The 13,825-nt window shown below is 67.8% G+C and carries 5 protein-coding genes; all 5 read left to right on the plus strand.

Annotated elements, in window-relative coordinates:
- Window positions 1-26 precede the first annotated feature (26 nt).
- The 5 genes from SCNRRL3882_RS40625 to SCNRRL3882_RS00465 are packed head-to-tail and all read left to right on the plus strand — an operon-like array spanning window position 27 to window position 13,782.
- Window positions 27-1,448 carry a hypothetical protein gene (locus SCNRRL3882_RS40625; protein ID WP_158688428.1) on the plus strand — a complete coding sequence of 474 codons (1,422 nt, stop codon included), beginning with the start codon at window positions 27-29 and terminating at the stop codon, window positions 1,446-1,448.
- Window positions 1,449-1,491: 43 nt separating this feature from the next.
- A complete protein-coding gene (locus SCNRRL3882_RS00450; protein WP_050810271.1) occupies window positions 1,492-4,848 on the plus strand; it encodes a DUF6603 domain-containing protein in 3,357 nt (1,118 codons plus the stop codon).
- 19 nt (window positions 4,849-4,867) lie between these two features.
- Entirely contained in the window at window positions 4,868-7,564 is a 2,697-nt protein-coding gene (locus SCNRRL3882_RS00455) for a hypothetical protein (RefSeq protein WP_010042611.1), read from the plus strand.
- A complete protein-coding gene (locus SCNRRL3882_RS00460) occupies window positions 7,561-12,150 on the plus strand; it encodes a hypothetical protein (RefSeq protein WP_010042609.1) in 4,590 nt (1,529 codons plus the stop codon). Before SCNRRL3882_RS00455 ends, SCNRRL3882_RS00460 begins: the two co-directional genes overlap by 4 nt.
- A gap of 15 nt (window positions 12,151-12,165) precedes the next feature.
- The gene (locus SCNRRL3882_RS00465; protein ID WP_010042608.1) at window positions 12,166-13,782 is read left to right on the plus strand and encodes a hypothetical protein; all 1,617 of its coding nucleotides are present in this window, start codon (window positions 12,166-12,168) and stop codon (window positions 13,780-13,782) included.
- Window positions 13,783-13,825: the final 43 nt, after the last annotated feature.

Genomic DNA, 13,825 nt, shown 5'->3' on the forward strand with positions numbered 1-13,825 from the left:
CAGGCGATCACGTTTGAGGGAGTGCCATGGCCAGTGACGAGGAGGCACTGCTCGTTAAGCGCGCCAGGGAGAATGAAATTATCGACTTGGACACCAGGGTGCTCGCGGTCGGACTGGGCGGCAAGGTAGAAAATGGTAGGCCCACCGGAGAGCTGGCCATCTGGGTGATTGTGTATGGGGATCCGCAGCCCGGCTTGAGACCTATCAGAAGTGTCATCCGCTCGGAGTACGACGGGGTCAAGACTCACATCGTCGAGGTGACGAAGCGTCAGACTGAGCCTCAGAGCAAGCTGGTGACAAGCGGTAGTCGGATCCGAGCATATCCCTCCGTCATCATCCCAGGCATTGATAAGTACATCGGCACGCTGGGCATTGCCGCACGAACCGAGGGGGTGCCACCCGACAAACGGCCGAACGTATTTCTCTCGTGTCATCACGTAATGGGAGAAACGAAGGGCGACCGAGTTGTGCAGCTCAGCTGCTCGAATTGCTGCGAGCCTGACGTTGCCAAAGTCCTCCGGGGTGACCCGAAGGTCGACGCTGCGATTGCGACGATCAATGACGATTGGGAAGTGCAGGAAGGGAAGATTGATAATGTGGTACTGGCTGGCACCGTCCACCTTAACCCGGGTCCGCAATGGTCCACACTACCCCCTGACGTGCAGATGGCGTTGAAGCATGTCAACTATGAGGTTTACAAATATGGGGCCGAGACAGGCTGGACAAAAGGCCTAGTTGGCTGCGTCGAAGTGTATGGCAGGCAAGGACAATACTTCGGTACGACGGTGGCGCCGCATATCCTCATCTCGTCGACAGGCAAGGACGCGGAGGCGTTCTCTGCGGGCGGCGACTCAGGATCCATGGTCATCGACGGGAAGCGGCGGGTGGTAGCTCTGCTGACGGGCGGTGCAACCACTTTGGACGAGATTGGGCTCACCTGGGCGGTCCCGATCAAGTACGTGGAGGAGCGGCTCAAGATCCGGATCGCCGCCACCCCGCCGCCGAGCATTTGGGGGGCGACCGTCACTTCTCCGCTGGGCCAGACACACCGCGCCCTTGCAGGCACAGCCTCCGGGCGGGGTCTACTGGATCTGTACGGGCGGCATGAGTCCGAAGTCCGCAAGCTGCTGCGGGAAAGTCGCCGGTTCGTCGTGGCTTGGCACCATGGCCAGGGCCCCGAGTTGGTCCGGGCTTTGGCCGCAGTAGCGGAACGCCAGGCCGAGGTTCTGCCGACAGAGGTGGCGGGTCGCTCCTGGGCGGACCACGTCAGCGCAGTCGTCCAGGCGTTGCGGGCGCTTGGCAGCCCGGCGCTGGTACGGGACGTCGACCGGATGGCGCCGTTTCTAGTCAGTCTTGGCGGCCGCACGTATGGGCAGTTGATGGATTTGATTGAGGGCCTAGATGTGGATTCGACTGCAGGTATCCGTCCCGGCGGAGCACCAGGGTGAGTAGTCACGCCGTCCGCCTGAGCCTTCTCCGTCGGATGCGGTCATGAGCGCGGGCACGCTGGCGTTGCTGTGCCGCGGCCTGGCAGGGGCACTGGCACCGCTTCGTATGGCCTTGGATCCGGAACAAGTCGATGGCCTCTTCGCCGACCTTGGCCTGGGACTGCCGCCGCAGGTGCGCGACGACCCAGTTTGGCGTACGTCAGTTAGCAAGGCTCGCGACACGGCAGGGGAATTGCCCGGCCTGGTGGAGCAGCTGACGGCGGCGATTGTCACCGACGACAACGCGGCCATCGTCGCCCACACCGCTGCTCTGGCCGGGCGAATCACCATGCTCCGCGACCGGCTGACTGCGGTTGGCGACAGGCTGGCCACCCTTGCACCAGCGTTCCCAAGCATGCCTGCCAGTGAAGTGGCTGCCTTCGCCGCGGAGTTGCCCAGGCGCATGCTGGAGTTGATGGTGGTCAACCATCTCGAGCGGACCACGCGGGGCCTGCTGAACGGGCTGGCTCTTTCCGGATTGATCGAGAGACGCCGCGAACAGGGCGTTCCCAATGATCCGGCACGGCCGACCCACGTCGTGCGGCGGCTACGGCTCGACCGGCTGGGGCCACTGCTCCGTTCACCCGGCAAGTACCTGAGCACGATCTATGGGTGGAGCGACCCTGCCTTCGACGGCCATGCGCTGCTGGCGCAGCTTGGCGAGGCGGGGCGCTTGGCTTCTTTGCCTGTTGTGCTCGTGGACGGGCCATCGGGTCCCTTGCTCGACTTGCTCGGCGGAACGGTCACGGCGGACGCGAGTACGAGTCCACCCGGGCTGCGCGGTGGTTTGCGGATCGCGCTCCCAGCCGCGCAGACTTTCGATCTTCCCCTCAAGCAGTCCGGCTGGCGGGTGCGGCTGGCTTCAGGCCCGGAGCTGCCCGCGGGGCTGAGTGTTCAACTGGTCCCGCCGGGACGTGTAGTGGTGACGCCGCCGCCTGGAGCGCCGCATGTAGCTGGCGCAGTCAGCGCTGAGGCGACGATCACCGCGGTGCCACCGCAGACCCATGTGGTGCTGCTCGGACAGGCAGGAAAGTCTCGGCTGGAGGTCGCGTCCGTCACAGCGGCGGCACGCGCGGAACTGGTTTGGGACGCTGCGAGCGGCTCGGCCCAGGCTGAGCCGGTGCTGGAGTTGGCTGTTCACGGCGGGCGTTTCGTGCTCAACCTCGAGGGCGCGGGCGCACTGCTGAGCGCGTTGATCCCGAAGGATCTGGTCCAAGCCGATCTGGACCTTGCTATCCGATGGTCACAAGGCCGCATCTATCTGCGCGGGGGCGCTGGTCTCCGGGCTGCCTTCCCAGTGCATCTCTCACTCGGGCCCGTCGATCTGCAGACCGTCACGGTCGCCCTTGACCCATCGGGTGAGAGCGGTCTGCCGGTGGAGCTGTCCGTCAATCTCCGTACGATGCTTGGTCCGCTGGCGCTGCTCATCGAAGGCGTCGGTATTACGGCCAACCTCGCGTTTCCTCCTGGTGGGGGGAATGTCGGCCCGTTGGATGTGTCGTTCGGGTTCCGCGCGCCGGGTGGTATCGGGCTCAGCCTGGACGCTGGACCCGTGACCGGAGCGGGGTACCTGGCGTTCGACCCGCCGGCCAACCGCTACGCGGGAGCCCTGCGACTCCGGCTGGCCCTTTTCGACGCGGCTGCCTACGCCGTCTATAAGCAGGTCACCGGCCGCACGTCCGTCGTCGCGGTGCTCGGCGCCCGCTTCACTCCGGGGATCCAGCTGGGCTTCGGGTTTGCCCTGACCGGATTGGGCGGCCTGATCGGTCTCAACCGACGGGCCCAAATCGACCTGCTACGAGAGCGGCTCGCCAGCGGCGCGGCAGGCAACGTGTTGTTCTGTGAGGACCCGGTGCGTAACGCGCCCGCGCTGCTTGGCGACCTCGAGGCGTTCTTTCCATCGGCCGACGGGGGTTTTCTGGTCGGCCCGACTGTGCAGATCAGCTGGCTGTCGCCGATCGTGCGGATCGATCTCGGCCTGATCATCGAGCTGCCTGGGCCGTCCAGGGTGATGATCCTTGGGTCAATCCGAGCGTTGATCGGCATCAGTGAGAGGGCGGCGCTGCTCTACCTGCGGATGGACGTGCTCGGCGTCGTTGACCTCGCCGGTCGGCGTATCTCTCTGGACGCCGTGCTGGTTGGCTCGCATGCCCTTGGTGTCTTCCGGCTGGCTGGCGGCATGGCATTCCGGCTTGACTACGGCAGTAACCCGTATGTGCTGTTCAGCGTTGGCGGTTTCCATCCACGTTTTGACCCCGGTCCGCTGGACCTGCCGCGACTGGACCGGGTTGGTGCTTCGTTGGACGTCAACGTCGTCGCCCACGCGTACCTACGCCTGGAGATGTATCTCGCGTTCACCGCGAACACTCTCCAGGCGGGAGCGCGGGTTGAGGCAGGCGTGGAGCTTGGGCCGCTCAGCGCGCACGGCCACTTCGTGTTCGACGCGCTGCTGCAGTTCCGGCCGTTCCACTTTGAGGCCACCTTCAGCGCGGGCTTCTCTGTGGAGGCTCTCGGCCTGTCGTTCGCCAGCGTCGCTATCACAGGACGCATCAGCGGTCCGGGACCACTGGTGGTCTATGCCAAGGGTCGAGTCAAGCGGCTGGGTGTCTCGGTGTCCGGCAGCGCCACGTTCGAGCTGGGTAGCCATGACGCGGAGCGTGTCCAGCCGATCTCCAGCCCGGTCCAGCACCTGGCAGACGAACTGAAGCGGGCCAGCAACCTGCGGGTCGGCGGAGAGGACCCCTCGGTCCTACTGCGGCCGGACCGGGCAGTGGTCCCAGGTGTGCTGGTTACGCCGAAGGGCAGCCTTGTCTGGGAGCAGAAGCGGGCGCCGCTGAATACGCTGATCCGCCGGCTCGGCGGAGTTCCGCTCGATGGCGCTCACCAGCTGCGGATCGAAGTTCCCGCCGAATGGCAAGTGAGCGAAGAGCGTGACTGGTTCAACCCGGGTGCCTTCACCGACCTCGACCTCCGCGATTCCCAGACGCTGAACAACGCCGCCTTCGCTGAGTTGCCGTCCGGGGTGCGGCTTGGTGGAGCGGCCGACGCTGTGGCTCCGACGGCCGTTTCATATACCGAACGGATTGACCTTGTGAAGCGGCCCACTCGCCTCCGGCTGACCGACCTACTGGCGAAGGCCTACCTCACAAAAGCGCTGCACGCGGCCCTGAACGATCGGACGATGACGCCGACCATCGATCCCGGTTCGGCGAAGGTGACGGTTGCTCCCGAGACCGCGGACGTCTACGCGCCTGACGGGACGCTGAAGCAGGCCCATGAGACCCCGTTCCAGGCCTTCCAGCTCGTCCAGTCCGGTGCCGGTAGCGCGTTCCCCAGCGCAGATGTGGCGGTGGCGCTGTGACCCGTGGGAAGTGGTGCGCGTGCAGTTTCTGAGTTGGCAGCGCTCGTCGGTCTACGGCCTCGTGTCGTCCGGCGACCTGGTCGACGGCCGCCTGAAGGGCGAGCTGCCGCTGACACTGCGCGACGACATCAGCGGCGAAACCGCCACCAGCAGCGTCGGCTTCCACCTGATGGGCCCGCACGACGTAGGCGGGCTGGCGCAGCGCGCCGTGCTTCGTACAGTGCCTGGCGACTTGGCCCGCGATGTCGAGGCCACCAAATTGGTTCACGTTGACTTCGCCGATCCCGACATGCCGTGGCGCTATACTCCCCGCCGGGCGTCTGGTGACCAGCTGCCGCCCTGGCTGGCCGTGCTGGTTGGTACCGCCGACGAGGTACGTGTCGACGGGCCGTTGCTACGGGTCGGCAGCCGGGAGGTGTTCGACGCCTACCCACCGGTCCAAGCTCATCGTTGGGCCCACGTGCACGACGACGGGGTGCGCCGCTTGTCGCGGCTCATTTCCCCTCGGGAGCTGAAGCCCGACACCGCGTACGTGGCTGCGCTGGTGCCCGCCTACAACGAGAAAGGCGAGTTCGCCTGGGATGCGGAGCAGGGCCGGGTGCCCGCGGCGCTGCCGGCGTTCCGTTCCTGGCGGTTCTGGACCGGGCCGGCAGGGGATTTCGAGACCCTGGCGTTCGCCATCGTGCCCGCACAGGTGCCGGGTCTGGGACGCGCCCCGCTGGCGTACCGCCGAGGACCTGTGGTGGTCGAACTGGAAGTGCGCGGCGCCATTACCAGCCTCGGTGGGACGCCTGATGGGCCGGACGAGGCCTCCGCTCAAGCCGACCTGACCGCCTATCAGCTGGCTGTTGCCGGCCTCGCAGCCACAGACCCGCTCGGCCGTAAGGTCGTCGGGCCTCCCCGTTACGGCCGCACCTGGGCTGCCGATCCGGAAGCCACCACCTGGGGAGCGGCGCTCAATGGCGACCCGCGCTTGCGCGGTACTGCCGGGCTTGGCACCTGGATGGGCATCGAGGCCCAGCAGGAGCTGCTCGACGCAGCGCTCGAGCAGCTCGGCGGAGTACGCCTGGCTGCGCATCTGATCGAAGGGTTGGCCTGCGGGCTGATGGCCGCCCAGTCGCTGTGGCGCCGCAAGCTCCCCGCGGAGCCCGCCCGGCAGGTGCACCTGCTCGCGCCCCTGATGCGGCGGATGCGCGCGACGACCAGCAGTACTGCCCTGTCTGCTGTCACGGGCCCAGACAGTCCGCTCGATGCGGCGCTGTTCTCCTCGGCGGCGCGGCGCGCCCTGCGTCGCAGCACGGCCTGGGTTCGGCACAGCGCCGCAGGCGTCGTCGGCCGCGACGATCTCGTCGCGGCGGCGAACCGCTGCCCGCGGCCCGCCCGGCGGGTGGTGGAAGGGCTACCGCACGCAGACGGCCTCAGCGAGGCCCTCGGCCTGATGCCAGCCGAGGACCCGACCATGCTCGACCTTCGACCGCTGGGGCCACGGACTGAGCAGGCCATTGCCAACCTGACCGGCCGATTCATCGACGACGGCTTCTTCCGTGACGTGTGGGAGCTCACCGAGGCGATCGCAGCCGAGTACGAACCGTGCGAGCTGCACATCATTCTCCTACGCGACCACCAGGGCGAAGTCGCCACTCGGGAGCTGCTCGTCGCCGCGGCCCGCAGATGCGTCCTGGCCACTGGCTGGGAGCCACACTTTTCCCCGCCCCCGGTCGAGGATCAGGAGGTCAGTATCGGCCGACTCCGGGAGACGCTCGCTGGGCTTCTCGGCGCGCCGCCGCCCGACCGCTGCCGGCCCGCCGACCTTGACCACTTCGCGGCCGTGGTGACAGCGGCCGTCGACCCGCACGGGCCGAACACGCCGGCCTGGCGGCGCATCCAGTCACGCATCGGCGGCCTCACCATCGGTGACCTACGCCCACCGGAAGTGCCGGTAGGACTGGACTTTCCCACCTGGACGCTTCTGCGCGACCGGGCGAGAGAATGGATTCTGCCAGGGGTTGAGCGGATGCCCTGCGATTCCGTGGTGGCGCTGCGCACCAACCCGGCGTTCATCGACGCCTACCTCGCTGGCCTCAATGAGCAGCTGCTGGCTGAACTGCACTGGCGCAATGTACCGGCCGACCGGACGGGTACGCCGCTGCTGATGTTCTGGGGGCACGTCGATTTCGAAGCTGGCCAGAGGGTGGCGGAGATCCGGCCCATCGCCGACTGGGACGGTAAGTCGATCATCGGCGGCCTGCAGCACCAGGTGCTGCACCCGGGCGACACCACGGGCAAGGAAGACCTCGTCATCGCCTTCCGCTCGGACCTGTTCTGGCGATACCCGGCGACGCAGGTGTACTTGGTGAAGGCGCAACCAGGCGGCACTGCTGCCGACGACGCTGTCCTCACAGCCACGCCGGACTTCAAAATGTCCGCGGCTGACCGTGACAAGCGGGTCTATATCGGCCCGACGTTCCAGGGAGCGCTCGGCCGCGACATCGTATTCTTCGCCTTCGACATCGCACCCGCCGAGCTGAGCAAGTACTGGCTGGTGCTCGATGAGCCGCCGTCGGAGCTGCGATTCCGGGCCCGCGATGGCCAGACCGGCCAGCTCCTGGGCGCCTCGGCCGCACACAGTGCGGCGTACGCGCTCGCCACCATCGACCGCAGAACCCGAGTGGCCATCTCGGGTCCGCACCTCGAGCAACTGGGATTGCGGCCATGACCATTGTGGAGCGCCGTCGTGCGCTGCTGGACGAAGCCCTCGCCACGGGTGGTGGGGCACAACTGGAGTCGCTGACGTCCGAATCCGCCCGTCTGGCGGCTGCCACACCACGGGACCTCACCGACCGGGCCTGCCAGCTGGCGCTGCTGGCGCGGTTGGCGACGCTGCCTCCGCCCGGCGGGCCTCAACTGATGGACATGATGGCCACCGACCCTGCGCTGCTGGCGCTTGGACGGGCCCCGGCGCTGACGGGCTCGGCTGCCCAGGCCGTGGCGGGGGTCGCCGCACAGCGCCGCGCGGAAGGTGAACGCGTCGGTCTGGCGGAGGTGCCCGCACTGCGGGCGGCCGCCGGCGGCGATCTGCCCTTTGAGGAACTGGCCGGCGTGGCGCATGCTCGGTGGCTGGCGACCGCCGGCGAGGAGCGGCCGTACTTGGAACGCGACGTCGCAGTCCTCCTGCCGGCCCGCTTGGAAACCCTGGTGCCCCCCGACGGCGATGATCGGCAGCTGTGGTTGCGCATCATTCCTGACGAGGCCTCGATCCTGCGCCATGACCCCACGCCCAAGCCGGTGGAGGCGAGCAGGGTGGCCGCCATGTGGCAGACGATCCACGCCGGCCTCACCAACGCTCAGCGGCTCTGGCCATTCCCCTACTGGCTCGACACCCCAGTCGGCCAGCGAGCCTGGGAGACGTTGTGCACGCAGGTCGGCCCCGGCCGGGCGGCGTGGCTGGCCAGAGCCTGCTACCCGAAGTGGCTCGGCGACACGGTCACCGTCAACACCGCTCAGGTCGCTGACGTACCTCCCGAGCCCAACCGGGTCGGCGGCTTTCCCGAGCGACTGGAGGTGTGGCTGGCCTTCGGCGAAGAGCAACCCATTCTTGCCGCCACGACGCAGGTGGATCGCGCGGCGCTCCGCTTCGACGTGATCGGTACGCGCCGTGCCGGTCCGGACGCCGATCCGGTACATGAGAGCGATCGGTGGTGGGTCTCCTGGCAGGCGGCCAAGGACGTTGGCCTGGGCGTCGAGGTTCCGCTGCCGCCCGACCGGTCTCTGGACGATCTTCGGACCTTGTATGTGATCGGTATCGGCGACGAGGCGCCCGAAGTACACTTCCGGGCCCGGGTCGAGGCCGGCGAGATGGCTACCCTCCCCCTGGGGGCGCCCACGAACGCCGTCGACGGGGCGCAGGCAGCCAGCCTGGGCCAGGACCCGGCGCTCTGGCGGCGCGTCGCCCAAGACCGCCTGCACCAAACTGGCCACGCGCCAGATGAGAGCATCCTGACCTGCTCGCTGGCAGGGTACGGCGCGAAGCTGCCCGCCATGCCGCTCGCGCCAGTGGTCGAGGGGTTCGATGCCACCCTGGTGCGCGCGCTGTGGCCAGCCTTGTGGGGACACCAGCTACGCGATTTGTGGGGCTGCGTCGACGACGCAGACGGCATCGCCGCCTGGGCAGCCCGCAATCTGCGCCCGGAGGGGCCGCTGCCGCCCCTACGGATCGACCAACAGCCCTACGGGCTCCTGCCCGTCGCCGCCATGGGGCGAGGCGGGCAACTCCGCTGGCAGGTGTCGGCCGACGAAGATCCCCTCGCGAGCTGGGAGCCGCGGCTCTGCCAGGCGCTCCTAGCGATGCGGGCCCACTGGGCGGCCACAGCACGGGGCGCCGGCACCGCAGTCGGTGCGAATACCGCTCGGCTGCTGGACTTGATCAGCCGGGATGGAGTGTCGGCCGGATACGCCTACCGCCCGTTCCTCGCCGTCGAGCTGTGGGCTGCGCTGTACGGCAGTATGGCCCCTTTCGATCAACAGCGCTTCGACGATTGGGTGCACAGCACCTTCTCACCCGTGAAAGAGCTGCTCGGGCGCGACCCCACCGAGCCACCAGGTGTCCGCCAGATGGTCACCGGCGGTAGCCCCGAACCGCTCGCCATCCCGCTGGTGGTGCCGACCATCTGGCCCCACTGGTTCTATGAACACGACGATGGCCACATCGAGTACGACGAGAACGGCAAACCCGTTCCAGTGATGACCGTCGAGGCCGGCATCGCCCGGCTGCTGGCGACGTTGCTCGAGTACGGACACCGGCATGATCAGGTCTACGAGATGTGGCGGGGGGTGCTGCCCGACAGCCTATTGGTGCGCCTCGCATTGCACGCCAGCGTGCTCAGTGCGGCAGCCGCCGCCCAAAGCGCAGCAGGAGCTCCGGCGCCGCTTCGCGAGCCGCTGATCAGCGACACCAGCCAGCCCACTGTGCTCACCAAGCTCAGCAATGAATACGATCCGCAGGCCTCACACGATCATCCGGCCGGCAAGGTGCGCACCACCGTACGTGACGGCCTGGAGCGACTGGCCAAGATCGCCGGCTGGCCTCCTGAAAGACAGGTCCTCGCGCAGCTGGAGCGAGCCTTCCGCGCCACCCTGGACACTGCCACCCACCGGATCGACCCATGGCTGACCGGCATGGCCGCCCGCCGACTGGAGCACCTGCGCGACCGCCCCGAGTCACGGTTCCGCCTCGGTGTGTACGGCTGGGTCGACGGCCCGCTCCTGGGAACGCCGGGCCCCACCGAAGGGGGCCTGCTGCATGCACCCTCGCATGCACAGGCGCTCACCGCCGCGATCCTGCGGGACAAGAGCATCACCGAGCACGCCGAGGAACCCAGCCGCCCCGATCTGTGGTCGATGCAGCTCGACTCGCGGCAGATCCGGACCGCTGAGGAACTGGCAGAGGAGGTGCGCCTGGGCAGCCACGTGCACGAGGCGCTCGGCCGGCGCGTGGAGCACATCATCGGCGTCCGGACGCCACAAGGTCCAGTAGTGGAGGCAACCAGCCGCATCGATGTCCTGCGGCAGAAATACCCCATGCGGACCGGCCGAGCCGAGCTGGGCCGCGTGTGCCACGGCCCGGACGCACTGGCTGGCCTACTGGGCCCGAATCCACCCCTCGGCACGACCCCCGAACAGCGCACCGAACTAGAACAGCTGCAGGCAGTGCTCGACACCTACGGGGACCTGCTCGTCGCTGAAGCGGTGCACCAGGTCGTCAGCGGTCAAGCAGACCGGGCCGGTGCAGCGATGGACGCGGCCGCCGGACTGACCAAGCCCCCCACCATGGCGTTCACCGAGACGCCGCTGGACGGCGAAGGGCTCAGCACCGCTGCGGTCGCGGTGATCCCGTACAAGCCAGCGCCGAATGATTCGGACCCTGCCATCCCCGCAGCCCGTCTGGCCGACGCATCGGTCGCCGACGCACTGCCTGCCCTGGTCGGCCAGGCCACCACTTGGACCTGGCAGGCTCCCCATGGCAACCAGATCACTTTGAACCAGCTGGGGCTGGAGCCGGCCGACACTCTGTCCCTGTCCTCAGAACAGCTCGACGACCTGGCCCGGGCGGCTCTGGGTGCCGAGCCGGAGGTGAAACTGTCCGGCAGCGGCCGGTCCCGGCACGAACTTGCCCGAGACGTGGTCCAGGCACTAGGCGGGACGCCACTGTTCCTGCGCGATATCGCCCCGTCCGTCATGTCCTCGGCGCAAGCCGAGGAAGTCCGTACCGCTGATGCCGGCGTTCTGGCCGACCTCCGCACCCGGTACACGACGCTGCGCGACAGCGCCCAGCGGTTGATTGATGAACTCGCCGCCGCGCGGGCTGGGGGCGACGCTTCGGCACTTCACCAGGCGCTGTTCCGGGCACTGCGCTGGGGAGTCACCCCCCTGGCAGACGACAACGATCCCCGTGCCCTGTACCGACTCCTCACCCAGGACCCAGGCATCGTCGCGGACTTGACACCGGTGGCCGTCATCCTGGCCCAGCGAGCCGAGGAGGCAATGCGTGCCAGGCTCAACGCCGCCCCGGCGCCCAACACCGAAGAGCCACTCGGACAGGCGATCGCCGAACTGGCAGCCCCCAGTGGGCAGCTCGCCGTACTCAGTGGCATCGATGCGGGGGACTTCGCCCAGGCAGCGGGTCTGCACACCGAAGCCCCGGACCCGAGCTTGGATACCGAATGGCTCACCGTCGCTGCAGCCGTGCGACCCAGGCTGGCCGCCGTAGAGGCATTGCAATTGACGGCCACCTACGCCGGGGGCGACTTCCCAGGCTTCACCGGCTGGACCAGCTCTCCCGGAGACCCCTGGCAGACTACTGCGCTCGAGGATCTGCGGCGCCGACGCCAAGAGGCAGGCAGCCAACGGGACGCCATGCCACGGTTCGTCGCCGCATATACAGTCGGCTCACCTGCGTGGGCCAAAGGACAGCGCATCGCGGCCAGTCTCCTCGATGCATGGAGCGAGACCGCCCCCAACTCAGACCAGGTCACCACCGCCACATTCGGCTTCAATGGGCCCGCCGCCAGGGCCCAGCAAGCGATCCTCCTGGCTGTCCCCTCCGACCTCGACGCCGGCTACGGAGCACGGCTCGACACACCAGAACTCATCGAGGTACTGGCCGAGACACGTGAGCTGGCACATGCCCGGGCGGCCGACCCAGACGCGATCGGCAGCTACCTCGCGGCAGTACCAATGACAGCATTTGGCGCCACCGGCCGGTCTCAAGTGCGGCTGGAGACCGGCAGTCACTTTCCGCTGTAGATCGAGAGGAAACTGATGGCGCAGCGCTACGACCTGTACCGCCGGCTGGAGCCAGATCCCCGGGCGCGTACGTTCGCAGCCGGGTTCGCCGCCACCCTGCACGACCCCCTGTGGTTCCTCGCCCGGCAGTGGCAACTCGGCGAGCACCAAGGTGAGAATGCGACCACCCCGGTCTTGGTGAACCTGACCGCGGCTCACACCCCCATCCGCCCGGAACCAGCCAGCCCTGACCGCGACCCCGCCTCCGTTCCGGCTGAGTCAATCATCGAAGGCGAACCCGATGAGTGGTGGACGACCGGTCGCCGCATCCGCGTCGGCGCTGTCGTCGCCGCACAGCAGGATCTCGATCCAGCCACCGTTGATCCGAAATACCTGCTGGCCTCCCCACCTCCGCCGTACTCCGCCAACACCGACCGCCAACTGCCCCCGCCATACGAGAGGCTGGCCGGGGGATTCGACGGGTACGCGCTGTGGCGCGACCGGGCTGAGCTCGGCATGGGCGACACAGCCTTCACTGGGCTTGGCATCCCTACCCCGAGCACCAACTACTGGCAGAGCGACGAACTCGTATACGAGACAGGCTTCCCCCTCGGCAATTCATCAAGCGACCGAATCCTGCAGCTGCCCCGGCACCGCGGGGGCCGAGTCGACTGGTTCTCCGCCGACGCCGAAGGAACACAGACATCCGCCGTCGTGCCGCCCGAGCCCGAAGAACCATCAATCACCTGCTACCCCACCTCGCTGCAATACCCCGGCGCGCCACGGGCCCGCTGGTGGGAGATCGAGGATGCGGCCGTCGACATCGGCGGCTACCCACCCGATACCAGCCACTTCGCCACCACACTGCTGATCGACCTCATTGCCTCACACAGCGACGACTGGTTCATGTTCCCCGTCCCGGCCCGGGTCGGCCACGTCGTGACACTGCTGCGGCCCACCGTGATCGACAGCTTCGGGCAGCCCCACGACCTGGCGCCCCCCAAGAGTTGGTCCCTGTTCCGCACGACCGGACTGGACGATCACTCGCTCGTCATGTGGCTCCGCGCACTCACCCCGATCGAGGGACCCGCAATCGAGGACGTACTCCTCGGCCTCGACGAGTACAGCAACATCCTCTGGGCCATCGAGCGGAAGGTCAGTGGACACACTCTCGCCCCACCCGAGCGCACTCGCGAGCAGGAGGCCCTAAACCCGACACTGGCGCTGCCCGACCGCGGCGGTGCCCCCGGCGGGCGCCAACGGTTCGCATACGTGCCAGGCCGTGATCTCGCCCCGTACTGGCACCCCTACCAGGTCGAGGACCTACCCGGACCCGACGGGGTGCCCAGACGCCGGTTCGTGCAACGCCGCCTGGCCGACCTCGCCCGGACGCAGCCAGAGCTGATGCCCGCCCCGACCACGGAGCTCCTCCGAGCCCAGGTCGCCGGCACGGAAACCATCCACCAGATTGCGCCCTCAACAGTCCCATCGATCGGCATGGTGTTTGAACGCCGATACGTCCTAGCCCGTGACGTGACAGGTCAACCACTGCTGTGGCGGGAGCATCGACGAGCCCCATCACTCCACCCACCCGGAACGACTATGCGCTTCGACGTACTAGCCGAGGACACGCACACACAACCGATCCGCTGAGCCCAGCCAGCATGCGTGAACCGCTCCGGGATCGGTGGAGGCT

The sequence above is a fragment of the Streptomyces chartreusis NRRL 3882 genome (genome assembly GCF_900236475.1).
In the GTDB taxonomy this organism is placed as follows: domain Bacteria; phylum Actinomycetota; class Actinomycetes; order Streptomycetales; family Streptomycetaceae; genus Streptomyces; species Streptomyces chartreusis_D.